Here is a 24,854-nt window from a genome sequence, read left to right as displayed (position 1 = left end):
GCGAGAGACTGAGCGAATCCTCTACGTTGTCGAAAATGGCGTGATATGCGCCCTTGTCTATCCATTTAGCCAGGTATCGGCTTAGATGTTTAGGAAGGAGGAGGTTCGAGAGTCGGCGGTTCTGAGGGTCAAGGTGATACATGCCTTGAACCTCTTTGAAGACCGTGTCCTCGTCCTCGGGGCTCAACGTCGCGCCCCCGTTTGTGAGCAGCATCTTGACGAAGTTGTAGAGAAACTTCACGTTCTTTTCAGTGGGTTCCAGCGCGAACGGGTTGACGCGCGGGCCGTCCAAACCAACTTTGTCCACCCTGCCTCCGTACAGCTCGACCATGCTTTCGTAGCTGTTGCCGATGTCGAAGATGTAGACAAAACCGTTGTATTTGCGCTCTAGCGCGAGCATTTGGTTTGTGTGAACGGACTTACCCTTGCCCGGTGGCCCTATCGTGAGCTGGACTCGAACGCCTTCTACGAAGACATCCTGGAAGAAGGGAGTTCCCTGCCGCGTCTCCAGCACATTTAGATACTCATCGTCCAAATCATCAGAGATCGGGTGTCCGATGTGAGGAGCGAAAACCGGGGACAGACGGGCGTGATGGTCTTCCCCAAGCCACAGCGGGTAGACGCTGTATCGGTTGTTCGCAGGAAACATCGCATAGAAAGCGGAGAGATTGCCTAAGCTCTCCTCGATGATGCTGGCCTGGGCATCGACGAAGATCCGATGCACGACCGGGATGTTGTCGTGCAGCTCGGCGGCGCTGCGGGACGACAATAGGAGCCGTGCTGTGTACTCGCCCTGCGCCTTCTTATTCAACTCAGAGACGATCAATCCGAGATCGTCCACGCCATCGGTAGCGGCCTTTGCGCCCGCACCCTCGTTGAGCGCAGCGAAGTTCTTACCGGCCATGAGGCGCTGAAAGATGCCAACCTTGAAGAACTCAATCCACTTCTCTTGTGCCCCAATCTCCTTACGGACCGATGATGTCGACTTCGGACGCCAGGTTGTGCAGAAGACGCTATCGCATGTCAGATTGGTGAGGCCGTTGAACATGCAGGGCTGTGACGTTGCGGGGGTGCTGGAAAGGGAGAACATCTGGACGTACCGCTTCCCTACTCGCAAATGGTCGGGCTGCCATGAAACCGCACTGTTGGCGATCTGCTGATCGACGCCCATATCCGAAACGAGCCGGGTGTGTCCCGCCCACTCCTCCAGATTGAAAAGCTCGCAAAAGAATTTGAAGGTCTGGTCTTTCTCAAGAAGCTTGATACCGATCTCCTGGCTCAAGTGGGTCTCTAGGATCGACGCCGCCTTCTGCAATTGCCCTAGAAGACGACCGTTCTCGCTCGCCTGGTCTTTAGGCTTCGCCGCGAGAGGGTTGATTAGCTCGGGCTCGAACGTAAGGCACCAATGAAGATCGATACGTCTGAACTTGGCCGTCTTATCGAGGAAGTCTAGCCGGTCCTCGACGAAAGACTGAGTGACGGGATGTTTGTAATTCTTCTTGCGAGGAATCGCGAAGCCGGATGTGACGCGCATGTACTGATAGAGGCAAGAGCCCTCGGGGAGCCCACGCAGACCCCCTTCGATCGCGCGGACCCGTGCCTCTACATCAGCATCCGTGAGGCCTTCGTCGTCGATTCCCTCGACTGAGAAGAGGCATCCGTAACCTCGCGTCTTTGTGGCGAACACGGTTGGGCTAACGAAACGGGCGATAGGCACGATGCTGTTCGCTGCCTTCGCATCGGTGAACCATTGATTAGCGTTTGCGCGGGTCATAGTAGCTCTTCTGCGTGAAGCTCAAGCCCCACAGTTGAAACATCTTTGGGTGTTTGCGGACGATGAACCAGCATCCGGCAGTGATGACAATGAAGATCGCGATTGAAAGGAGATAAAACCGAAGGAGGAGAACCAGAATCGACACAATCACAATGAACATCCAGATGGGCAAGCTGAGACCCAGCTTCTCTCGGGGTTTGTTGAGTGCCTGATTGATCGCTAGTGGTTCTCCTCGCTTCGTTATTTGCATGGTTAGGCCATCACCTTCGTTGCGTGCGTGACGACCATCGAGAGTGACTGACCGGTGAGTGAGCCTACCCACTGCGGAGCAAAGCCGATGACGATACCGGCAAAGAGACCGCCCGCGATGGAGATGAATCCAGCGGAGATGTTGCGGCCCATGAACTGGAACACGCCGACGACGATGCCGATAACGACCGCGATTGAGGCACCAAGCAGGCAGGTCTTCTCGACGGTGGACATTGCTGTCGTTACGCCGGTGAGATCCACGGTGCCTTGGGCATGAGCCGCGATGGGCGAAATGGCAAGTGCTAATAGAAGAGGTCCGGTGGTGCGTGCAACGTTCGTCATCCGCTGTTTGGTGAAAGTTTTGGCGGCGAACGTCGCGAGTCTGGAGTGGATTCGATTGGTGAGTTTCTGGCTCAAGATAGGCTCCTGTTTCCTGTAATGGTTGGTGGGTTTTCGTTTCAGATCAGGCCATGCGTTCAGCATCGAAACTGTTCCGTAGATTGCAACGAAAGCGCTCTTTTGAACGCTCAAGAACGGCTATTTGAAACCACCTCCTTTCAGGTCTGAAGAAACTTTGCTACACACATAAAGAATGCCTTGCGTGTGTAGTATCTACCAATGCTTATACTGCAACTCCACGCACATGTCTACACACAAAAGGAATGCCTTATTTGTGTAGTATGTTTTGTACTGAATTGATTCCGGCCTGGAGGCCGGGTGCATAGACGGGAGGCAGCTAATCGATTGATAAAATTGGTGTGGAGATCATTCGATCGGAAGGCTAAGATTGGGCTCTCAATCATCCCCGAAGAGGACCGGCACAATCCGCACACCCCGATACGATTACGAAGAATTCTGTGTGGCGCTCGGTCAGCGCATAAAGGCGCTGCGCAAAGAGCGTGGCATGACGCAGCGCAAGATGGTGATGGATTGTGGGTTTCACATGACGCAGGTCGCCCGAATGGAACGTGGCGACCCGATAACCTTGAAGACTCTTCTACGTGTTGCGGAGGTCTTTGGGATACCTCCCAACGAGCTGATTGCGGGTCTTGGAGAGGTTCACGAACTGGAGCATGCAGAGCCCGTGAACGCCCCTGTGAGGAAGACAAATGAGTTGAAGCTCGCGAAGGGTGCGAAGGCTTCCAAGAGATAGCTTCCCCGCCTCCTGCATAGCATGGGGGATATCCTTGTTGAGATAAGGGTGAAGCTAATTTAGGCATCTACTAGCTAAGCGCGTTGAGGAAGAGGTCTTTTGACATTCAAGAGACATTTTCTTTTCCACAGAGCGCGTCAAACGAAGGTCAGCTTGCGATGCTCAATCAAGCTGTAGCCGTCTAACAAATCATGAGATCACCTCGAACGATTCCCACGTAGTTCTATTCGTCGATGCAATGAGTTGTGCTGTGTCTCCAGCAGATTGAGAACCTCGAATGAAACGATCGCAATTACACCTCGTTGATGCTCAGGGCCGGGCTGTGTCTCCAGCAATAAAAGCTGCCGTGGAAGTGGTATTCAAGTGGGTATTGAAGGACTTCCCAAATGTCGATACGGCGATGATCTCCGAGTGGGCAGAGGAGGTCGGGTGGGCGATGGAGGCGAAGAGAGAACTTATCTCTGCGCCTGAGCGCTATGCGTACATGGCCCTGAAGGGTCGCGTGCGCGATTGGCTGCGCACGAAGACTGCAAAAGAGGAGAGCGCCGGAATCGGCCAGGATTTAGAGCGTTTAGGCGGCCTAGATCGCTCATTTCAGCGGAAAATCGATCAATCTCTGTTCTTTGACCAACTAAAGGCATCGCTGAATGAGCGGGAGAGGTATATCCTCGTTCTGCTCCTACGTGGCGAAACGAGTCCCAATGTAACCGCGCAGGCGTTCGGCATCTCGTATTCTGCCGCCGCGAAAGCTATCCAACGGGTTAAAGAGCGAGTTGCTGCTAGCGCAACGCCGGTCTCTCGACGTGACGATTTTGGCAACAGGTCTCAAAAATTCTGCGAGACGAAGGTATAGGCGGGCACTTGGATTCTGAACTATTGAACGAATTTCTCTTGGAGGCATTTCCGAACCCAGAGCGCATAGGATGCCCGGATGAAGGCACCTTGAAAGCTCTCGCCGAGGGTCGGTTGCCGGTCAGCGATCCCTCTGGTCTTCATGTAGGTTCCTGCTCCGAATGTTACGCAGAATACAGGCACTATCGCCTTGACTGGCAGGAATCTCAGAACGGCTTATCGAGCAATAGCGCGGCAGCCAGGGTGCAAGCTGAAGTCGATCCCCTACCCCTCGTCGTGACCCCAAAGCGGTCTTCTGGCCGCTTTATGGGAACGCTTCTAGCATTGGCGGCGTCCATCCTCATCATCTTTGGAGCTGCGTATATGTATCTGTCGCAGCGTCACCCGTCGCAGACCGAGCAGGTCGCATCGAGCGTGCCCGTGAATGCGAGCGTGGATCTCTTTAACGCACCAACTCTGCGTGGTACTGGTGACGACGCTGCACCGCTCCAACAGGTAATGCTGCCCGCCGCGATCGTTCATTTATCGATAACGTTGCCGCGATTCAGCCACGCAGGAGATTACAAAGTCGTTGTATCGTACGATCGAACCGGTCAGAAGCAAGTCGCTGAGGGTACGGGCACCGCTAAAGAGAGCGACGGAAAAGTTGATTTGGGTGTGATCCTCGATCTCCGAGCGGCGAAGGCCGGAGCATACTTCCTCGCGACCGTTCGCGGTTCGGACAATGGTACTTATTACTACCCTCTCCAGGTTAGATAGCTGTTCGCAGTGCCTCAACTGCGGTTTCGAGCTGATTGTCTCTTCCCGCTGCCGCGTCTGTGTAGGACCACGGGATCTCAATGTCGGGGGTGATTCCCTTCCCCTCGATCTGGGTTCCTTTAGCGCTGATATAAGCCGCGACAGGTACGATCAAGCGGTATCCGCTGCCTAGTTTTGTAGCTGATCGAGACACCAATCGTCCTGGGGTTTTCGCGCCTGCGATGATTGCGAGCTTGTTCTCTTGAGCAAACTGCGCGACCATCTCTGCGGCACCAGTCGTGTGTTCGTTTACGAGAATCAAGACGCGACCATGAAACGAGCGCTTTCCTTGTGCCTCGGTGTAAAGGAACACTGAAGTTTTGCCCATGAACTTGAGGGCGAGACCTGGAATTGCCAGTTTCGAACGTGGGACTCTATCGAAAATTGGCAGAGAAGCCGGGTCCTTCCGCTCCTGAGCCATCTTTCTGTTCCTGCTGTAGCCGATTGGAAGCCTGTCAGGGGTCAGATAGCTCATCAAGGTAAGACCGCCGATGCCACCTCCAGGATTTCCCCGAAGATCAATGATGAGCCTCTGACTAGAGGAGAACTGTCCAGCAAAGAGCCTATCGAGTTCATTGGCAAAGTCGATGCCAACCTTGCCTTGAAAAAGGCTGACCTTGAGATACGCGGTGCCGTTTGGTTGAGATCCTGTCGTGACCGGCGTCAACTGAGAGTAGGGGTTGTCTTTGTATTTCGGCGTACCGGTGTTGAGAGAGAGAGAAAGCTCTGTTGCAGGCTTACCACGGGCTATTTTGACCGCAATGGACTCCTGCATTTCGAATGGCGGTTCGGTAGAGGCCTCCGATTTAGGAACCATCGGTTTGCCAGCGACCTCGACGAGCACATCTCCAGCCCGCACTCCTGCTTTGGCAGCGACACCACCCGGTAGCACATCCTGAAATACCCATCGAAGCTGATCCGAAATTGACTGGACTGAGAAACTTGCATTGATCGCATTTCGAGGATTGATCGGCGTTCTTTCGGAGAGAAGTCCGAGAGTTTTCGGGGAAAGTTCAGTGAGCATTTCGCTTGTGGCCGTCTCAAAATCGACGGTGCTTTGAGCATCAAGAATTGTGGACCGATGTCTGTTGACGATGCCCTTCCACCGCGCTTCATCGAAGTCGGGCTCAAAATACTTCTCTACTACCGCAGCTTCGATCTTCGTTAGAAGTGCGGCCCGTTGTGTCCGTGTAAGCTCCATCATTTTTCCTGTCATAGAGTGCCGTTTGGGTCTCCAACAATCTGAAAACTCGCCCAAAAGTAGGGTGCTAGGCCCTGTTTCATGAGTGCCAACTGTGCTGTTCGTAGAGCATCAACCTTGCTCTTATGTTGTGATAGCTGACCGTAGAAATCGGCCATCATGTGTTCTGTCGTATGGTCCTCAACCTCCCAGAGCGTTGAAACAACGGTATCGGCTCCGGCTTCGATCCAAGCGTTTACCAAGTTCGCAATGCCCGACTCTCCAACCGGTCCTACTCCAGTATTGCAGGCGGAAAGCGTGACCAGTTTTGCTTTTAGATGCAATGTTCTGATCTCTCTTATCTGCAACAAGCCGTCGTCTGTTCCACCTGGATCGGGCGCAAAAACAAGAGCTGAGCGGTCGGGGTAGTCGAGATCTGCATAACCATGTAGAGCAAGGTGGATCACATCGGTACTGTTGAGATCGAGGCTCTTGAAGTGCCCCTCAGTTGCATCTTCGCCAAGGAGAATCGTGCTTGGATGTGGCAGGTCTTTGGCGATCGTTTCAACCTCATCTCGGCTGTCCGGTAGCGGCACAAGCTGGCTTCGCTGAGGTCCCGTAACGGCTCTAACAATGGGATTACGATTGTCAGGCTGCTTGGTCCATGCTGCCACCCCGACATAAGGCAAGGTTGCGATCTCTTCATGCTGGATCCGTTTTTGGAGAAGCTCAAACACTGTAGATGACGGTGCCACGTCGACGGTGTGCGACGTCAAGACATAATCACTGTCATCCGCGAGAGCAGAAAAAGGTAGTAGATGCAACGCGCCATCGGGGATGATTACAAGGTCCGACTTGTCGGCATAGTGCTTGATCGGCTTTAGAAGATCCGTAAAAAGCTGTCGGGCTAGTGGTTTGTCTTCGTTCCCCGCTCGTATCTTTTTCGTGTACTGATTAGCCTCACTTTCAATGACCGATTTCGACGCTAAGCGATAGGACGTTACAGTGTCCCGAGTAATCGCAAAGGCATATGAGGCTGGTTCGGCTAGAACATATTCAATCAGCAGCTCGTGAGGCGAAAGAGAGCCCTGGAGAGTCGAAAGGTGGACCGGATGCGTGATGGTCTCTTGTGTGAGTGAGCTTGGGCTAATGCCAAGCTCCGTTGTGTAGATGTCGTTCGTAATCTCTGACCGAGTGGCCGGGTCGTCTGTATTTATGAGCGAAAGATTGAGCTTGGTTAGCTCTTTTTCTTCGGGGGTTGGCTGGTGGACTTGTTGGCTAACGTGGTGCTCAAGCGCCTCAGTTTCGACTCTCCCGCGTACGTTGTCGAGGATCTGTAAGGCTTCGTCGTACTGCTTCTGGGCGCATAGAGATGCAAAATACCCCGAGTAAACGTCGCTCATTTCTGCCAAGAGCTGACGTTGAATGTTGGTGGTCGAGGCATGTTGAATCATGCGGTTTATCAAGGCGATGCTCTTCCTGTAAAGGGTCGCCGCTTCTTGCTGGTGACCCATCTTGTCCTCGATTTCAGCTTTGATCGCTAGATTTCGGGGGACAAGGTAGAGCTCGTCTTGGATCTTTGTGTTGGCCTCAATTGCCATGTTTATCGAAGCAAGAGCGCTCGGAAGGTCGTTTGAGCGCTCATAGGCCTGTGCGAGAACCCCGCTGGCATCCGTTGTTCCACGATAGTTTTCTATCCGTTGTGAAATTGAGACTGCCTGTACAAAGTCTTTGATCGCGGCTGGTATATCGCCGCTTGCCTGCTCGATCTCGCCCCGTGATATCAGGACTTGGGAGCGGTGCCCATCGTACGGTGTGCCTTGAAGACGCGCGAGTGATTGATTGGCAAGTTGCAGCGCCTCGGGGTATCGGTGAAGCCCCGCCAGCGCATCGATCTTCGCGTAGATTGCGATCGTGGGGTAGGCGACCCCAGGCGTACTTGCTGCGGTTTGAATGGCCTGGTCCAACGGCATTAGGGCTTCTTTGTAGCGATGGATTTGAACGAGGCCTGCACCGAATACGGAAGCGTATCGAACCGTTGCAGCGGGATCATGCTCTACCTTCGATAATCCCCAGGCACGCACAACTAGTTTTTTTGCTGTCTCCGTATCTCCCAGGATGAAGGCTGCGATTCCCTGCTCTCCGACTGCTCGCGTCGCGAGCTGGTAGTGATGCAGGTTGATTGCGAGTAATTGAATGGATTGCCATGTCGCCCGTGCTTGGCTCGCATCGTAGTTGGTCTCGATCTGACCACGAATGGTGAGAATTCGTAGCTTTGTTTCTGGATCTGTGGCCTCCGGGATTGCGAGTTCTTCGGTCAATCTCAGGATGTTTGTGTGCGCGCTGACGGTTTCGTCCGGTGGAACCTGGCTAACGTGCGCATAGAGAGCTTTCGAGCCTTTGCCCTCACTCGCAAAGAGCTTTTCCGCCCGAGCGTATAAGGGTTGGGCTTCGGCCCATTTGTTCCCCCAGGCAAGGGTGTCGGCACGATCTAGTAAACCCTCGGGCGATTCGGGCGGAGCGAAGGAATGATGCGGTTCGATCGCGTAATAGTAAGCGCCTCCGAAAACGATGATTGTGATGCCTAAAACTGCTGCACTACGTTTGGCCCATTTCCAGCTCTGCATCTCGTCAGTCTATGGGAAACTGCACACCCGTGTGTATCCTTGCCTCGCTGGAGCCTCTTGGTGCGTTTGGGGGTATATTGGGTCGCAAGAATGTGCAGCGCGAGCGCCTTGCGCCTTTTCTGCTGGTCCTGGCACGATCTCAATGCTTCAGCCATTGGTCTAAGACAGCCCTCACTCTCATCAGGAAGTTTTTGCTTTTGCTTTTGCCGTGTCTTTTGTCTTCGTGGGTGCTGTTTCTTGAGGTATTCGAGGTGACGGAGGGGTGGGCCGGTTCTTCTCGCCGGCGCACGCTGGAGTCACGTCAGATTGGCTTTGTAAGAAGAATGGATTTCCACAAAGGAAGGCGGTTTGAGGTGGGGATTATAAGTGGGATTAGAAGAGGGATTTAAAAGATTAGGGGCTCGGGCATGTTCCCTATAAGCCTTATAAAACAAACGGTTTAGCCACTTTTTTCTAATCCTTCCAGTCGGGCGAAATGCGTTCAAAGTCGGGTGGGATGCGTCTTTGGTCGGGCCAAAGGCGAAGTTCGGTCGGGTGGGATGCGAACACAGAAAAGCAACGCAGAATTATCCACAGACCACGCTTCTAAGCTTCGGTCGGGTGAAATGCGACGGAAGAGTCGGGTGAAATGCGTTCTTAGTCTGTATCGTACGATCCAACCGCGGCACCCATTTAGCCGGGCCGGATGGTTGGGGGTGGTCTACAAGAGGTTTTTGGGGGTAAAGTCGGGTGAAATGCGTCATTTCGGACTCAAAGGTCGGGTGAAATGCGAAGCTGGAGACCTACACAACAAGGAATCCGATGACCGCGATTCTTGTTCGCATTTCATCCGACCAGTTCGCGGACGGTCGGGTGAAATGCGATGATTCTGTGGACTTAGCGAGCTTTCAAGAGTTGGTCGAGAACCTGGCGCGTAGAGAACATATCGAAGGTCTCTTGCTTTGCTGCTTCGCGAGCGGGCTGCCGTAGCGCGAGCTGTTGGTCACGCTGCTTGCCTTGAGTCTCTCTAAGCTCCCTCAACCTCTTCGTCTTCGCGATCTTCTTAGCCACATGGCGATTCTGTGCGGCAGACGGATTGCGTGTCACCGTCACGAGATTACGGTTCCACGTTACAGACCACCCCAAGGTCGTGGAGAGGGTAGCGAAAGCGTTGTTTAGCTCGGTCTTGAAGTGTTTCAGGAGCGTTGTGGGACTTCCTGACTTGTTATGCAGAAACGCAACTGTAACGGGAAAAGGGGCCGCGTGTGTGGAGTAGTAGCTGTGAAGCCACTGCGCGAGGGGTTTGCCTTTGATGGCCTGGCGTTGGTCCCACTCCAGCTGCGTCCAGCTCGCGGGTGCAAAGAGCGTAAGGATCTCTTTAGCAAACGTGACCTTGTATGTCTTAGTAGTTTGCTCGCGTACGAAGTAAGCGATGAGACTCCCGGAGAACCGGTAGTGCCGATCGTTTACCTTCCATTCGAGATCGACTGAACCTCGGCGAAGGCGTTGCAAGCTCTCTTCTAAGTCTTCATAGCTCAGGTTGTTGCAGCTCCGCCCGATGGACTTCAGAAAGTCCGCACCCTGAAACTGACAAACGGTCTCCATCGGCTGGCGGCGTGCTCGGTGCAGAGTCTCGAAAAACACGTCTGCATCGTACTGGTTTAGCTGCATACCCGCGAAGTTGATGGTGATGCCGTCTTGCGATGCAATCGGTACGGATTCCAGGTTCTTGTCGGGCCGTGTTTGCCTGCCGATGATTTGCCGCTTCTTGCTCTGAATGCCAGCGAAGAGCGCCGAGCGAAGAATCGCATTCGGTCCGCCTCTGACGCTTTCGGGCCATATAGGAAGCTGTTTTTGCAGTCCGAGATTAGCGGACGATCGATTCTCGTGAGCTAAACTATTCATAGGCCCGCCTCCAACGCGGGTTTAGAAATACGAGCCCTCGGCGCTGCCAACGCTGGGGGCTTTTTATTGCTCCAAGGTTACAGGACGGGTATGCGGAAACTTCGCATTTCACCCGACCTGGCCGCATTTTAGAGATCAAGGGTCTGCCTCTTCCCTGCTCCGTCTGTGGCTAAACTGGTCATCAGTGGTTCGCCTCCTCTGGGCGGACTACTGCGGGAATCCAAAATGGGTGGTCTGGGGCGGTCTCCCTGGGCCGCCTGTCCGCTTTCTGTTCATACGCACAGAATCCTCTATTAGCTAAGCGCGTTGAGAACGGTAGTTTTTGACATCTCCAGTAAAAAAAACTTTTAGTGAATATGCTCGTGTTTTGTGACCCACTCCGCCAAAAGGCGTTCTGTGAGGTCTGAGAGGTCCCCTTCTGTGTCGAGGATCTTCAGAATCGAGTTTGCCTTGATATGGGTTTTCTTCTTGAGGATGAGCGTGTATCCCTTCATGCTAGGATCTTTCGACTTCGCTACGGCTTTGGCCGCCGCTGATTCTTTGGCCTTCGAACGCGAGGGCGCTGTCTGGACAGTCTCATCCTCGGTTGTTGCTGGCTTCTGTCTCTTATCCAAGAAACCAAACTTGTCTGCGGCCACGACGACTTTATTTGCTGCCATAGGTCAACGCCTCCTTTGCCACGGTTTGATATGCCGCCCATGCTCTTTGAGCGCGTGGGGCTTCCTTGCTCGGTAAAACGAGATCATTCACCGTAGTGCCGTTCTCCACGGCCTTGTCGAAGACCTTCAGGCGGGGTATGTCGACGGAGAACAAGGGGATGCTCCTGGCCTCAAGCGCCGCTCTTAGCGCGGGGCCTTCGGGTTCTGGCGGTGGTGGTACTTTCGTGAGCAAAACGCGGAAGGTTTCCGCTCCCATTGCACGCAATGAGTTGATCGTCAGTGCTAAGCCATCATTGTCCAGCCCCGCCGGTACCGCCGGAACTATGAGCAAATCACACCCATCCATGAGCTTTTTGAGGTCATCGTCCGAGGGCTTCTGGCCGGTGTCGATGACGGTATGCTCAAAGCCTCTTGATAGCTTCGCGGCTTGTTCTATACCGGCAACTTTGAAAGGAAAGCCCTTCCCCTTCTGACTCCAGGCCGTTGCGTTTCGGGTGTCATCCCCATCAAGTAGCAGCGTCGGCGTGTAGAGCTGCAGGCAAGCGGCGAGATGGACGGCGGTTGTGGTCTTCCCTACTCCGCCTTTGTTGTTCGTGACTGCAATTATCATCGTTTATCCTTTTAGCAGTTTATCGGTTCATGCTGATAGACGGATAACCATTTATCCGGGGAGAATCAAGAGAGGAGCGGGGATGCTTCGGGCAGTAGCTTTGCAAAAGCTTCTCGAAAACCTTGAGCATTTAGGTTTTTGTCCCATTCCACTGCAAACTCCACTTGCGCCTTCAGCTTCGCCGTGTGAGTGATAAACGTAGGGTTGTCCTCTAAATCCTTTCCGGTGCTTTCTACAGCCGTTTCCTCAACGTGCAATCCATCGTTCAGGAAGTAGTACGGATAGAGCTCGACAATTTGTCCCTCCTGATCCGTCTCGACTTCAAAGCACATTTCGGGATCGCGCATCGCGTCTCCGTTTTGGCTGTAATAGTGAGCAACTGAGATGGCTCGGTGTCCTCTAGGGCCTGGCCCTATTCCTTCGATAACGAGGGGCATGTATGGAGCGTTCTCGACTCGGATGTGAAAGCCTTTCGGCAGCGGTGTGGCTTTATTAAGCATCTCGATGACGGTCTTCATCGGGTAATCCTCCTGGGAGGGGGTCTCTAGTCCCCTCCATGTTTATCATTCTATCCGTTTAGACGGATAAAACGATATCAATTTAGGTACATAACAGTTTATGCGGATAGGACATATGAGATTGCGGCCTCACGGCTGAGCTGAGTGTGCCTGTCGTCGTAGAAAGAGCCGGTCGCGGCGTCGATCAGAAGATATCTGCGAGTGTCCATGTGCTTGTAAAGCTGTATCGTCCCTGCTGCCCCGATCCACATGAAATCTACGCATTGAGCACGACTGAGCGCCTTTTCCAAGGGCACCCAACTGTCCCGAGTTTCGATGACGCTATCTATTTGCATTGGTTTCCTCCTCGTACTTGTCATCGTGCCCTGCGTTCTCTCAGGAAGCGGCCTAAGCCGCCTCCTGTTGCTCTTCTTCCTGCTCTTCGGGCTCCATGATCCTTATCTCCCCATCTTCGGCCTCGTAGCAAGTTCCACAGATAAGGGCTGTTTCCGGTTTCGCCCATGCGTTAGTTCCGCAGCTCGTGCATGTGTACTTCGTCTTGCTTGCCGCCTTCTTCTTACGCTCGGCAGTGAACGGAAAGGATTGCCAATTAAGACGAAAGCCGGTCTTCGCCAGCTTTGCGTATGCGAGTGCATACGGCCCACCCAGAACGATGTAATGCGTTACGCTTTGACCCGTCTCTTTGCCGCCTGGCTCGCCGGTAGTCGATGGATAAAGACCAATTTCCTTCATCTTGGCCGCCCACTGGCGATCGTGGTAAGCCGCACGCGGGGCTTTGCCATGTGTCTGCTGCCATACGTGCGCCATCTCATGAGCAAGAGTCGAAAGAATTAGCTCATCACTCCTCCCCGTGAAGACATCCGGGTTCATCGCCAACTCATGAGCCCTGGCTCCATCTGTGCGTCCCTCAAAACGGTTTGCTGCGAAGTATCCTTTAGCGTTTGCGTGGCGCTGGAGCGTCACAAGTACATGAGGAAGGGCTCCGCCGAAGAGTTCAGCGTTTAGGAAGTCGTAAGCAACTTGAAAGGCCCGGTACTCACGCTCGGTTATCGTGGGCTCTAAGTTTGCTTCGTACGATACGAAAGGCTGTGGGTTGGTCTGCATTTTGGTCTGGTCTCCTCTGGTATTGAGCGAGTTCTCTAAGCTCTCTCAACTGTTATCAGTTTATCATGTTATCCGTTTAAAATGATAAACGTTTATCCTTTTATTTCTGCTCTTTAGAAAGCGGTGGAAGGGAAGTGGGTGGCATTGTCTGGCGGCAATTCGACTCCTGGCCTTGTCTTGCTGTTCTTGCCTTTGTCGCGCATTCCCATCAATAACCGCCGTCGTCGAGGCGGGGGGAATGTGGAAGGCAGCCAGTTCTATCGGTGCCTTCCAAGGGGCGGGGGGAAGGGTGGAAACGGTCTTTGTTCTTGTTTCCATGCTTTCCACGGCCCCGGCATTTCCACGGCCTGGTTGGTCTTTGCTGTTGCCTGTTTCTCGGGGACTCCCCACGCTTTACGCAAGCAAATTGGTCATGGAAATGGCGCAGCTATGCAAAGCATGGAAAACGATGAAACCGTTTCCCACCCTTCGCACAGCCGCTTGGAAGACGCTGATGAAGCTCGCGTCTTCCACATTCCCACGACCACGGCGACGAGATTAGATAAGAAAGACAAGCAGCTGCCACTGCGTCACCTACATGTTGGTCAGTTCTCGTTAATCCCAAATGTTGTAGTTAGACAGAACCAGCTCTCCCCTTGCGCTTCGACACTACGAGCGGTTATATTTCATGTCGAAGCAGCAGGGTTGGAGGAAGCGATATGGAAGAACGATTAGAGCTGCCACAGGGCACGCTGGACTTGCTCATTTTGAAAGCGCTGGCGCTTGGGTCGATGCACGGTTGGGCGATTTCAGAGCGGCTACAGCAGATCTCCCGTGAAGCCCTGCAAGTACAACAGGGATCGCTCTACCCCGCTCTGCATCGCTTAGAGCGCCGAGGCTGGATTAGCGCAAAGTGGGCTACGAGCGAGAACAACCGCCGCGCAAAGTATTACAAGCTGACGCCGCGCGGACAGAAGCAATTGGAGACCGAGACCACTGCATGGCGCAAACTCGCCGCTGCAGTGGGCCTTGTGCTTGACATGACGGCAGGAGAGTCAAATGCTCACTGACCTCCTCTACCGGCTCCGGGCTTTGTTTCGCGGGCAACAAATGGATTCCGAGGTGGAAGAAGAGTTACGCGGGCACCTTGAGTACGAGGCGGAGAAGTTGCGCCGTACAGGACTCCCTCCAGACCAGGCGATGCGTCGCGCCCGTATGGTGCTTGGTGGCCCTGAGCAGGTGAAACAGCAAGTCCGCGAATCGCGTGGAACCAAATTCCTGGAAGAGCTCCTGCAGGACATACGCTACGCGATCCGATCGTTCGCTAAAACACCAGGAACGACGGCTATGATCCTGCTTTCGCTGGCAATCGGCATCGGTGCCAATACCGCCGTGTTCAGTTTCACCAGTGCGCTCCTTCTCAATCCGCTGCCGTACCCCAATCCTGATCGGCTCACGATCTTATGGTTGCGCTCGCCCGGCATTGGCATTCTGCAGGACTGGCCTTCACCCGGCCAGTACCACGATATCGTGACGCAGAATCATGTTTTCGACGACTCTGCCTTGGTGACCGGGTCCAGCTTCATCCTTACCGACCGAGCAAAGGCGATCAGGGTTGGGGGCATGGAGGCTACGTCAAACTTGCTGCCCATGTTGGGCGCAAAGCCCATGTTGGGCCGACTCTTCTTAGCCGAGGAAGACCGGCCTGGGACGCCACAGACTGTGGTGCTCACCTACGGATTATGGCAGCAGGAGTTTGCGGGTGACCCGCACATCCTAGGCCAGGCTGTCACCCTGAATGGCCATCTTCATACAGTGGTGGGCGTTCTACCTGCGAGCTTCCGGCTGGATCATGAAGTAGTCCCGACCGTAGGCGGTATCCCCAAACCTGACTTCTTCATGCCACCAGCGGACGAGGCTCGGGATGCGACCAACTATGGCTCGGAGAACTTCAACATCCTGGCACGGCTGAAGCCGGGTGTCTCCGTGGGGCAGGCGCAGGCTGACATCGACGTCATTGCCGCGCGCATTCGGAAAGACAAGTCTCGCGATCCTTCGTTCACCATCAGCGTTGTCTCCCTCATGAATCAGGTGGTCGGCGACATTCGTACAGCAATGCTGATTCTCTTCGGAGCAGTAGCTTTGGTCCTGCTGATAGCCTGCACGAACGTTGCGAACCTGCTGCTTTCACGCGCAACAGCGCGACAGCGTGAGTTTGCGGTGCGGGCTGCTCTAGGAGCTGGACGCGCACGCGTAGTCCGACAACTACTGACAGAGACGATTCTGTTGAGCTTAATCGGTGGCGTCGCGGGAACAGGACTCTCCGCCGTGTGCATTTTGCTTGCACGCAAGATGCATCCGGCTAACATTCCAAGGCTCAACGAGCTGGGCTTGGACTGGCGAGTGCTGGCCTTCACGTTCGCCATTTCTCTGGCAACTGGAGTGCTCTTCGGCCTCGCGCCAGCATTGCGCGCTGCACGTGTCAATCTCACGGCAAGCCTGAAGAGCGGCGGCAAAGGATCATTGCATGGCGGCCTGAGCCTTCGCCACGACCGGCTGCGCGGAACTTTGGTGGTTGCCGAGATTGCCATTTCGCTACCACTGCTGATTGCGGCCGCGCTGCTCGTCCGCAGCTTCGCGCAACTCTCCGACGTGCCTCCTGGCTTCAATCCGCAGCATGTGATTTCCATGAACATGAGCGCCTACGGACCAACACTCAACACGCCCGCCAAGAGAATCCAGTTCTATCAGGAACTTACAGAGCGTACGACTCATCTGCCCGGAGTCACTGCTGCCGGTGCGGTTTCTGCGCTTCCCCTTACCCCCACAGTTGGCTGGGGTAAGGTGCATATCGAGGGCTACACCCCGCTCCCCAACGAACCTGAAGTGCAGGTTGATTTTCGAGTCGCTACCCCCAGCTATTTCAACGTAATGCAGGTGCCCCTTCTGCGTGGGCGCACTTTCGCAGAGACCGACTCGCCGACCATGCCACCGGTCATGATTATCGATCAGAAGATGGCTGACCATTTCTGGCCACATGGTGATGCGATCGGAAAGCACGTTCGGCGAAGCGACGACGATTCGTGGGCCACGATTGTAGGGGTCGTGGGCATCGTCAAAGAGTACGGTCTCGACGCCGGGACGCGAATGGTAATGTATGCTCCGCATGCTCAGCTTTCTGCTGGAACAATGTACTTCGTTGCACGTACGCAGACTGATCCAAACGCCTTCGGCAACGAGATTACGCGTCTGGCGAACTCGATCAACCCCAACGTACCTGTCTCCGACGTTGCCACCATGTCTCGACGCCTACAGGATTCTTTGGCACGCCAGCGCTTCGCGATGCTTATGCTGAGTGGTTTTGCAGCGTTCGCTTTGATACTTGCTGCGATAGGAGTATACGGAGTTATCTCATTTCTGGTGACGCAGGGTACGGCCGACATCGCTCTTCGCATGGCGCTGGGAGCCCGCCGCATGAGCATTCTTTCGTGGGTCTTCGGCCAAGGCGCGAAGCTGGCATCGATCGGACTTGTGGCCGGCGTTATGGGTTCCCTGGCACTCACGCACATCATGAGCAGTCTGCTATTTCAGGTGAAAGCTACTGACCCGCTCACATTCGGTTCGATGTCGTTTGTCCTACTCTTCGTAGCACTGTCTGCCTGCTTGCTTCCGGCAACCCGAGCGATGCGCATCGACCCAGTGATTGCCTTACGCGCGGAGTGAGGGCTCTAGTAAAGCTGGGCATAGCAGGTTGATCTCGCCAGATAATCCGCCGTGCTCTTACGGTTCTGAGGAGTAGCTGGCGGTCTGCCACTATAGGCGAGCAGTCAGTACCGCTAAACGCCGTTCCCATCATGAGTGCTTCTGGCTTCATGGAGATAGCGCCGATACGCTCCTCCTCATGCCATAGCGGTGATCAGAGGGTTACTAGCCAAAGTGCCGGCTCGTTTTGCTCGATCAAAGGTTTTCTGCGTCTTCAGCAAAGCAATTAGGACGCCTAGCAGTCTGTCGGCCAAACCGCGCAGTGCTCGTGCGTGAAGGTGGCCTGCTGCCCGCAATGCGTCGTACTGCCTTCGGCTCCTGCTGTCGCAGCAAAGGCTGCTTGTTGCCCAGTAGAAGACTGCGTTGCGTAAGCGGGGACTACACGCCTGACGCATACCGACGACCCTTCTCTTGCCGCTTTGCTTGGTCACCGGAGCCGTGCCAGCGTAGCAGCGCAGAGACTCGTAATCCCGTTCTCGGATTGGTCGGGAAGCTTCTGTCAGAAGAGCGGCGGCGACGGTTGGGCCTACACCTGGAATCGACAGGATCAGTTCGGCGTCGCACGGCGGCATGCTCGTTCCAGCATTCGCCTCAGTCATGGCGGTTAGGAGATTTTTGATGCGGTTTCCGACCTGCCGCAACTGCTCGTCCAAGAGCTTGACGTGGGGAAGCAGGAGTAGAACATGCTCACAGGCTGCCTCGGCTGCACCTGGAGCCAAGGCAAGGGGAACGGTCTTTAAAGCTGAAAGCACCTCATCCACTGTAAGCTTCCGGATGCGATTCGCCTTGAGGAGGCGTTGAACTCGAAGGGAACTGATCTTTGCGCCTGCGGTCGGCGTTGGTGCTGCTTCTAGCAGGTCCCACATAAGTCGGTCGTCTGCAGCCGGGCTGACCACCAGCATCTGCGGGTAGTAGCGATGTAGCTGCTGCCATAGTCGGTTGGTCGCGCGTCTGAGCTCGGCTTTCAGCTCATCCTGGAACCGTGAAAGCTCACGTAGCCGAATCAGCTCGGGGGAGTCGATCTCAACCCGCTTAAAGCTCTGCCTGTCGGTGAGCAGGGCGCTAGCCAGCACGAGCGCGTCTCGGGCATCATCCTTTGCTCCGGCAACGGTGAAACGATCACGGAAGCGATCAACCTGCTTGGGATTGATCGAGAACACGGAAAAGCCACTTTCGACCAGAGTCTCCACGAGGGCACCCCAGGCGACCTCAACGCCGATGGCGACCAGAGCGGGTTCGCATGCGGTTCGTTGTTTGAGTTTGTTGACCAGGACCACGAGGCCTTCACCGCTGTGTTCTGCGTCAAACTGCTCGATCACTCGACCATGCCTGTCGATCATGGCGATGCGGTGAGTCTGCGTTCCCCAGTCGATCCCGACGAAGTATTCCAATGATTCCTCCTGTTCCGAATTGCTTTGCGATGCTCTCGTCACGCCTGTACCGGCACTCACCCGCGGTGCGGTGGTGCTACTCCCCACTGGACGTTTGCATCACCGCTGAACCGTCAAGGCGCAAGTCCCCGATTGGTGATCCGATCACTGCGTTGCGGAGGCACTCTTGACGGCCAGCTATGTGAGACTCGCCCACTTACGGGAAGTCATGAACAGCGTACAGGCGTTGCGGGGGGCTCCCCGCAGAGGGGGTGATGGAAGAGTGGGCCGGTTCTTTTCGCCGGCGCACTCTGCAATCAGGGGGAGACTTCCCCCACCTAAAGCAAGAAATGACTTATCAGCATATACCGGTAACCGTTTATCGGCTTATCCATTTGAGCTTGCCACTCCTTGCACGATATTTCGCCTTTTCTTCGCTACTACTGGTATATCTAGTTTGGAGGTGCGGGATGAGCTTGGAGCTGGTGGAGTGGGTCGCAACTTGGCCGTCATTGTTGCCATATTTCGACGGTAGCGTACCTGCGGGATTTCCAAGCCCGGCTGAAGATTACTTGGAGACCCCTCTCGATCTCACCGAATTTCTCATCGAAAACAAAGCAGCTACATTCCTGATGCGAGTTGATGGCGACTCGATGAAAGATGCTGGAATTCTGGACGGCGATCTTCTGGTTGTGGATCGAGCAGCAGCGCCCAATAACGGCTGCATCGTTGTGGTTGCCGTAAATGGCGAGTACACCGTAAAACGCATAAGGCGTGGACCTGACTGCATATGGCTCGATCCGGCCAATCACCTCTACCAGCCGATTCGCGTCTCGATTGGCGAAGACCTACACGTCTTCGGCGTTGTGAAACACGCCATCCACACCCTGCGATGAGTCATGACAGAGGTCTTCGGGATAATCGACTGCAACAACTTTTACGTCTCCTGCGAGCGTGTGTTTCGGCCCGACCTCGAAGGCGAGCCGGTCATCGTGCTATCAAACAACGATGGTTGCGCAGTAGCAAGGTCGGCGGAAGCAAAGGCCCTCGGGATAAAAATGGGAGATCCCGAGTTCAAGATTCGCGATCTCATCAAGCGCGAGAATGTGAAAGTCTTCAGCAGCAACTATGCCTTGTACGGAAGCCTGTCCGGAAGAGTCACGGATACGCTGCTCTCGATGGTTCCGACTATCGAAACTTACTCGATTGATGAGAGCTTCTTGAACCTGGGCGAGTTCAGCGAAAGGGAAGTGGAGCCTCTTGCGCGAGAGCTGCGCGAGCGCGTTCGTCGCTGGGTAGGTATCCCAACGTGCCTAGGCATCGCCCCGACCAAGACGCTCGCCAAGGTAGCAAATTTCATTGCAAAGAAGCGTCCGCAGTATCGCGGCGTATGCGATCTTCGTTCCAGCCAGGTGCGGGCGGAGCTGCTCTCCACCGTGCCGGTCGATGAAGTCTGGGGGATCGGCGCGGCGTCGGCGGCGAAGCTCGCAAAGATTGGAGTCCAGACGGCCGCCGATCTCGCCGCACTCGATCCAGACAATGCTCGGGCGCTGATGACAGTGACGGGTGGCCGTACCGTCTACGAGCTGCGCGGGATCTCCTGCCTGCCGCTGGAGCTTATGGAGCCGACGAGGAAGGGAATTGCCGTCACCCGCAGCTTCGGGGCTCCGGTCACGACCTGGCGCGAGATGCGCGAGGCCATCGCAAGCTACGCCACACGAGCGGCAGAGAAGATGCGGCGCTACAAGGTCGCCGCCGAAAACATCTTCGTCTTCATGCACACGAACAACTTCAACAATGACCCGTTCTACTCAAATGGAGCCTCGGCACGGTTCGCAGAGACGACCAACGACACCGGGGAAGTGGTCGCCCTGGCCGTGCGCCTGGGCGAAAGGCTCTGGCGAGACGGCTTCCGCTACTCAAAGACAGGGATCATGATTACCGAGTTGCTGCCCGAAACCATCCGGCAACCGGCCCTTTGGGGCGATCTCGACCGAGAGAGAAGGGAACGGGCCTGGAAGGCGATGGACAAGCTCAACGCGACCCTCGGGCGCGATACCGTCCGCATCCTCGGTGCCGGTCCCAAGAATGCCGCCTGGAAGCTCAGGGCAGAGCATCGCTCGCCTCGGTGGACAACAAGATGGGATGAACTGCCGAGAGTCCGGTCAAACTGATAAACGGATAGCACGATATCCGTTTAGACCGATGGCTGTCGTTGTTTCGTATGTCCTAGAACGTGCTTTTCATCGATTCTGGGTAATTCTGGCGAATATAATACGAAAAAGTTGCAATGGGGAAGGGAGGCTCCACGCACCCATCGAGGAGTTTTCCATGAAATCCCACACCACGCCGAAGAGACTGCTAAAGCAGTTTTCTTACAAGCATCCCGTTGAGCAGTCCGATTGGCTCTGGCAGTACACCAAAGGAAAGAAGCCCAACGGTAGAAAGTCCCCAACGTCGGCAACACGCATCGACGGCTTCTATGCCGATCCAAATGACTCAGCGATCGAGGCCGAAGTCGAGATGCGACTAGCCCAAGAGATTGAGCAGCCGGTCAATGACTTTATGGATGAGATCTGCGATCCAGGGTTCGTACTGACCCATGAGCGCAAGTTGGCACTCACCCGCTATATTTTCATGCTGTTCCAGCGCTCGCAGGCTCGCCGCTCCGGCCAGGGGTCACTGGCGGCGGTGAAAGCCCACGCCTTTACTGCTTTCTTGAACAACCCAAGACAGCTCGCAACGGTAGCGGCGCATTTGAACATCGAAGAAATGGCCCAGGGGCGGAGATTCAGCCACGGACTAATCACGTCGGAGATTGTCGCCGAGAATGCGAAGCGCATGATGCGTGCGGATAACACGCACGACTCTCTCCAGCGCACCTACGTCGAGGGCATCAAGAACCAAATGTCCCATGTTGATCCACTGCTTTTGGCTAGTGAATGGCGCTGGGTCTTTGCAACGCCAGATGCCCCGTTCATGCTTGGCGACTCGCCCGTCATTACTTTCGCGCGGGCCGTCAATGGGAAACTGGACTACGGAATGGGTTTTCACGAACCCAACGTGGAGGTTGCGCTGCCTATGTCGCCGACTACCTGCTTGCACTTGCTCCCCGCAATAGCGAATCGAAGGCCAGTGCAGACGCCGACCACGCAGGAGATCAACTGGGGCCAGGCAGGTTATGCGTTCGAGCACTGCTTCTGCAATGTCGACCGTGCCGACCTGGACGCGATCATGCAGGCGAATGGCGGCGCGTTTGAGATGGGCACAAAGACTTATCGGCTGCCTCACGAGAACTATGACAACCACGTCTGCGACATCTTGATGGGCCTCCGCAAGCCGGGAAAGTGGTGATCGGTTAGATCGTACGATACAAGCCAAGATCGCATTGACCGACCGTCGTCGTGACGAACTGAGAGGGAAGGGAAGTGCTCAGGCTCGCGGAATCAGCTTGCGCTCCCTCCCCTCGATGCTATTCTTTCCACACCGAAGCAGAGAACTGTTGGCCCTGTACTAAAACGTTCGGTCCCCGACTCGATCTCGACGGTAATTTGAACGACCAAAGGACAAGATATGGAGCAGGGAACAGTGAAGTGGTTCAACGATGCTAAGGGGTTTGGCTTCATCAGCCGTCAGAATGGCGAGGACGTGTTCGCTCACTACTCGGCGATCGTCTCCAGTGGCTTCAAGAGCCTTCAAGAAGGACAGGCCGTACAGTTCAACGTGGTCAAGGGACCCAAGGGCTGGCAGGCCGCAGACATTCAGCCGCTGTAAGATTCTGATCACTGTGAGTTCGACGGCAGAGTACGACCTCATTCAAGCTCAGATAAGGCAGCTTAAGGCAGAACTGGCTGCAACCGGCCTCCCAGAAGAGTTGCGGAGGCTGCGTGAACAGATACGCCCCTACCCCTACTGGGAAACAAACTTTGGCTGGCCGATGCATCCGCTCGTCTCGGGTATCGCTACTGACGACGACGGAGTGACGCACTTCACGTTCAGCAATGTGAAGTACACGATGACCTTCATTCGTGAAGCGGACTATGGAAATACAATCGAGCGTTCAACGCCGATCAAGGGCAAGTTGTTGGTCGAAGCGGATGGTGTTCTCGTACTGGACTCTCGCTTCTACGGCGAATCTGACGAGTACAGCGATAAGTGGCGATATCACGATTCTGACATCTACAAAAAAGGCCCCTGGGTTCACAGCCTGTTGCGCTTCAAGAAGGAATCCAACCAGCTCATTGAGGCCGCGCGAGCTCAATCCCAGCTCTTGAACAAACAGGATCCCGCTGTACTTCAGGCGATGCGGGACAAATTCAACTTGCCCACTGTCACCCCGCCCTCGGGGGCGGCGGAAACGAAAACCTCTTCGAACTCGACGCCGATGATATCTCGCGTCATTGGAGCAATACGGGAGGCGACCAAGGGATGGCTGCGTTCAAGTAAAGGCTCCTAAAAGGGACATTTGCCCGTCCGATTGGTTAGGAACTTTGCGAACGGGAGGGTTTCCTAAACTGATGCACGCATAAACGGTTATCCGTTTATGCTGGTAACTCCCGCGATCAGAAGGAAGAGTGGGCCGGTTCTTCTCGCCGCGCGCTTTGGAAACTCACTCCAAGGCTGGTTGCGGATTTGCTTCACATTCGGTGGAGTTTGTCGCCCTCACCGAAGCTCGGCGCGTTGCTCAGGCGAGCCTCTTGGTGGAAGCCCGTATGACAGCGCTATAGGAGTTGTGCTCCGACGGCGGCTCGTCGAACCGCTGTATGGTCTCTGAGACGCCTGGAGTGATCTTGTAGAGGACAGCAGAGGTAACGGATCTCACTTCAACGTCGATCGCAAGCTCGGTCCCATCTGTGAACCCAACAAGCACCTGTCGATCCTGCTCGTCCCGATAGACCCTGACGTATGCGACCTCTTTACCGACAGCGACGGGTATCTCGTACATCTCCGACTGATTCATAGGGTCTCCTCTACGGTGTCAGGCCATCGCGAGGGTTCGGTGACCTATCGGCTCGATGGCAGGACTCAGCTTGATTTCGATGTTGTACCCGAGGCGATTCAGGCATTCCATCAATTTGCTTTCCGATAGGTTGGCGAAATCTCCGCGCATAAGCCCGGAGACCTTCGCTTGTGAAATACCCATGCGTTGGCCAGCTTCCCCTTGAGTCAGACCGAGCCGTCGCACGGCGCGGGTGATCTCGATCACCAAACCCGACTTGATTTTGAGCTGTTCCGCGTCGGCCAGTCCAAGGTCTGCAAACACGTTCCCCGAGCTGGTTTCAACGTCAATGCCATCAATCGTGCGCTTTGCCATCTCGAATCTCCTTTGCCAGAGTCTCAGCAACCTTAAGCCTTGCGTGAACGATGTCCATGTCCTTCTTGGGCGTTGCGATACCGCTTTTGCTCTTCTTTTGAAAGCAATGGAGAACAAAGACAGCTTCTTTGAACTTGACCGTGTAGACCGCTCGATACGTTCCATCTGCATCGCTTTCCACGACTTCTAGGACCCCAGCTCCTCCGAAGCCCTTGAGCACCTTCGCAGCTTCATGCTGTTCGCCTTCTTGAGCGAAATTAAGCGTATGGCCGAAGAACTTCCTTACAGAAACGGGCAGTGCCATCAAATCTTTTTTACTGCTTCCGATCCAAAGGAGTTGTCGCGTGCTCATGTCCACTAATCCCATTTATACCATAACTGGTATATCCCTAGCCGACAATCTAGTGCGGGGGTGCCGTCACCGGCTTATCCATAACGGCCAAAACCTTGTACGTCTCGGATTGCATCTTTTTACCGTCTAGGCTGACCACCCATTCCAGTTTCGCTTTGTCGCCTTTGAACTCCGCCTGGATGTTGTCGACCAGAGGCATCCGACAATCTCGGTGGTTTCCCGCGCGGCCAGCCATACGCTCCGCGAACTTGCTCTCGCAATTCACGACCGCTGCTCGACCGTCCGGCAAGAGCAGCATGAACGTTGCCCCGCGCACATGAAATGACACCTGGTGGGCGGGGGTGCTGTAGCCGTTGCTGGTTGTGGAGCCATTGCAGTTGATATTTGTGTCCGTGGTGCTGCAATTAGCGCTCGAATCGGAGTGTGAGCTGGAGTAACTAGGCACCACATAGGAGTAGTCCGTCTCGTTATCCTTCCGATCGACGATCTTCACGTCGTACTTTTGTGCAATCAGCGCCGAGGCAGGGCACAACAGAAGCAGGCCTATAGAGGCGAGTGCTAGCGTCAATTTATGCATGTGAGGGATCGTAACATCCAGCAGATTGAGCCTGCGATTTTAGGAGGGCATCGCCCCTATTTGCGGTTTTCGGAACGGTTGATCGAACGCCC

25 protein-coding genes are annotated in these 24,854 nt (G+C 54.9%); 10 read left to right on the top strand and 15 right to left on the bottom strand.

The annotated features are described in order from the left end of the window. From OHL20_RS24225 to OHL20_RS24215, 3 genes are all read right to left on the bottom strand, one after another. Positions 1-1,774, bottom strand: a 1,774-nt coding sequence (locus OHL20_RS24225; RefSeq protein ID WP_263385885.1) for a VirB4 family type IV secretion system protein, incomplete at its 3' end; no start/stop codon positions are given. Then, positions 1,755-2,018, bottom strand: a complete 264-nt coding sequence (locus OHL20_RS24220; protein ID WP_128915656.1) for a VirB3 family type IV secretion system protein — start codon at positions 2,016-2,018, stop codon at positions 1,755-1,757. The genes OHL20_RS24220 and OHL20_RS24225, both read right to left, overlap by 20 nt. A gap of 8 nt (positions 2,019-2,026) precedes the next feature. Continuing rightward, entirely contained in the window at positions 2,027-2,440 is a 414-nt protein-coding gene (locus OHL20_RS24215; RefSeq protein ID WP_263385884.1) for a hypothetical protein, read from the bottom strand. Between the two features lie 442 nt (positions 2,441-2,882). Here OHL20_RS24215 and OHL20_RS24210 point away from each other — a divergent pair, with 442 nt between their 5' ends. The 3 genes from OHL20_RS24210 (at position 2,883) to OHL20_RS24200 (ending at position 4,787) form a co-directional block, all read left to right on the top strand. Further along, a complete protein-coding gene (locus OHL20_RS24210; protein WP_263385883.1) occupies positions 2,883-3,176 on the top strand; it encodes a helix-turn-helix domain-containing protein in 294 nt (97 codons plus the stop codon). 277 nt (positions 3,177-3,453) lie between these two features. Then, entirely contained in the window at positions 3,454-4,029 is a 576-nt protein-coding gene (locus OHL20_RS24205; protein WP_263385882.1) for a sigma-70 RNA polymerase sigma factor region 4 domain-containing protein, read from the top strand. A gap of 23 nt (positions 4,030-4,052) precedes the next feature. Beyond that, complete coding sequence (locus OHL20_RS24200; protein WP_263385881.1) at positions 4,053-4,787, top strand: hypothetical protein; 735 nt, start codon at positions 4,053-4,055, stop codon at positions 4,785-4,787. Here the strand turns inward: OHL20_RS24200 and OHL20_RS24195 are convergent. From OHL20_RS24195 to OHL20_RS24165, 7 genes are all read right to left on the bottom strand, one after another. Continuing rightward, positions 4,780-6,030 (bottom strand): S41 family peptidase, encoded by a 1,251-nt coding sequence (locus OHL20_RS24195; protein WP_263385880.1) that lies wholly within the window; start codon positions 6,028-6,030, stop codon positions 4,780-4,782. The genes OHL20_RS24200 and OHL20_RS24195 overlap by 8 nt on opposite strands. An 8-nt stretch (positions 6,031-6,038) precedes the next feature. Then, complete coding sequence (locus tag OHL20_RS24190) at positions 6,039-7,973, bottom strand: CHAT domain-containing protein (RefSeq protein WP_263385879.1); 1,935 nt, start codon at positions 7,971-7,973, stop codon at positions 6,039-6,041. Between the two features lie 1,536 nt (positions 7,974-9,509). After that, complete coding sequence (gene trfA, locus OHL20_RS24185; RefSeq protein ID WP_263385878.1) at positions 9,510-10,517, bottom strand: plasmid replication initiator TrfA; 1,008 nt, start codon at positions 10,515-10,517, stop codon at positions 9,510-9,512. Between the two features lie 347 nt (positions 10,518-10,864). Continuing rightward, a complete protein-coding gene (locus tag OHL20_RS24180; RefSeq protein ID WP_263385877.1) occupies positions 10,865-11,176 on the bottom strand; it encodes a hypothetical protein in 312 nt (103 codons plus the stop codon). Then, on the bottom strand, positions 11,163-11,786 hold the full coding sequence (locus tag OHL20_RS24175) for a ParA family protein (RefSeq protein WP_263385876.1): 624 nt from the start codon (positions 11,784-11,786) through the stop codon (positions 11,163-11,165). Before OHL20_RS24175 ends, OHL20_RS24180 begins: the two co-directional genes overlap by 14 nt. Positions 11,787-11,851: 65 nt before the next feature. Next, positions 11,852-12,304, bottom strand: a complete 453-nt coding sequence (locus OHL20_RS24170) for a DUF6908 domain-containing protein (protein ID WP_263385875.1) — start codon at positions 12,302-12,304, stop codon at positions 11,852-11,854. A gap of 387 nt (positions 12,305-12,691) precedes the next feature. After that, positions 12,692-13,408, bottom strand: a complete 717-nt coding sequence (locus OHL20_RS24165) for a SprT-like domain-containing protein (protein WP_263385874.1) — start codon at positions 13,406-13,408, stop codon at positions 12,692-12,694. A 698-nt stretch (positions 13,409-14,106) separates the two neighbouring features. Between OHL20_RS24165 and OHL20_RS24160 the strand changes: the two genes are divergently transcribed. Together OHL20_RS24160 and OHL20_RS24155 are read left to right on the top strand one after the other, a co-directional pair. Beyond that, positions 14,107-14,457 carry a PadR family transcriptional regulator gene (locus OHL20_RS24160; RefSeq protein WP_263385873.1) on the top strand — a complete coding sequence of 117 codons (351 nt, stop codon included), beginning with the start codon at positions 14,107-14,109 and terminating at the stop codon, positions 14,455-14,457. Next, positions 14,447-17,110, top strand: coding sequence for an ABC transporter permease (locus tag OHL20_RS24155; RefSeq protein WP_263385872.1), 2,664 nt, complete (start codon positions 14,447-14,449; stop codon positions 17,108-17,110). The genes OHL20_RS24160 and OHL20_RS24155 overlap by 11 nt, the downstream gene beginning before the upstream one ends. A gap of 176 nt (positions 17,111-17,286) precedes the next feature. Here OHL20_RS24155 and OHL20_RS24150 read toward each other — a convergent pair whose 3' ends face one another. Then, a complete protein-coding gene (locus OHL20_RS24150) occupies positions 17,287-18,540 on the bottom strand; it encodes an IS110 family RNA-guided transposase (protein WP_263385871.1) in 1,254 nt (417 codons plus the stop codon). A gap of 449 nt (positions 18,541-18,989) precedes the next feature. On the opposite strand from OHL20_RS24150, the gene OHL20_RS24145 reads away from it, so the two are divergent. From OHL20_RS24145 to OHL20_RS24125, 5 genes are all read left to right on the top strand, one after another. Then, on the top strand, positions 18,990-19,415 hold the full coding sequence (locus OHL20_RS24145; protein ID WP_263385870.1) for a LexA family protein: 426 nt from the start codon (positions 18,990-18,992) through the stop codon (positions 19,413-19,415). Between the two features lie 3 nt (positions 19,416-19,418). Then, a complete protein-coding gene (locus tag OHL20_RS24140; protein ID WP_263385869.1) occupies positions 19,419-20,693 on the top strand; it encodes a Y-family DNA polymerase in 1,275 nt (424 codons plus the stop codon). A gap of 157 nt (positions 20,694-20,850) precedes the next feature. Further along, positions 20,851-21,873 carry a DUF4238 domain-containing protein gene (locus tag OHL20_RS24135; protein WP_263385868.1) on the top strand — a complete coding sequence of 341 codons (1,023 nt, stop codon included), beginning with the start codon at positions 20,851-20,853 and terminating at the stop codon, positions 21,871-21,873. A 219-nt stretch (positions 21,874-22,092) separates the two neighbouring features. Further along, the gene (locus OHL20_RS24130; protein ID WP_128915500.1) at positions 22,093-22,293 is read left to right on the top strand and encodes a cold-shock protein; all 201 of its coding nucleotides are present in this window, start codon (positions 22,093-22,095) and stop codon (positions 22,291-22,293) included. Between the two features lie 13 nt (positions 22,294-22,306). After that, positions 22,307-22,975, top strand: coding sequence for a hypothetical protein (locus OHL20_RS24125; protein WP_263385867.1), 669 nt, complete (start codon positions 22,307-22,309; stop codon positions 22,973-22,975). Between the two features lie 228 nt (positions 22,976-23,203). Here the strand turns inward: OHL20_RS24125 and OHL20_RS24120 are convergent, their stop codons facing one another. The 4 genes from OHL20_RS24120 to OHL20_RS24105 are packed head-to-tail and all read right to left on the bottom strand — an operon-like array spanning position 23,204 to position 24,762. Then, a complete protein-coding gene (locus OHL20_RS24120; protein WP_263385866.1) occupies positions 23,204-23,479 on the bottom strand; it encodes a hypothetical protein in 276 nt (91 codons plus the stop codon). An 18-nt stretch (positions 23,480-23,497) separates the two neighbouring features. Beyond that, positions 23,498-23,833 (bottom strand): helix-turn-helix domain-containing protein, encoded by a 336-nt coding sequence (locus OHL20_RS24115; protein ID WP_263385865.1) that lies wholly within the window; start codon positions 23,831-23,833, stop codon positions 23,498-23,500. Next, complete coding sequence (locus OHL20_RS24110) at positions 23,814-24,185, bottom strand: type II toxin-antitoxin system RelE/ParE family toxin (RefSeq protein WP_263385864.1); 372 nt, start codon at positions 24,183-24,185, stop codon at positions 23,814-23,816. The genes OHL20_RS24115 and OHL20_RS24110 overlap by 20 nt, the downstream gene beginning before the upstream one ends. Positions 24,186-24,234: 49 nt before the next feature. Beyond that, positions 24,235-24,762 (bottom strand): hypothetical protein, encoded by a 528-nt coding sequence (locus OHL20_RS24105; RefSeq protein WP_263385863.1) that lies wholly within the window; start codon positions 24,760-24,762, stop codon positions 24,235-24,237. Between the last annotated feature and the right edge of the window lie 92 nt (positions 24,763-24,854).

Source organism: Granulicella arctica (assembly GCF_025685605.1).
In the GTDB taxonomy this organism is placed as follows: Bacteria; Acidobacteriota; Terriglobia; order Terriglobales; family Acidobacteriaceae; genus Edaphobacter; species Edaphobacter arcticus.
This window is presented reverse-complemented; position numbering and strand designations above follow the sequence as displayed.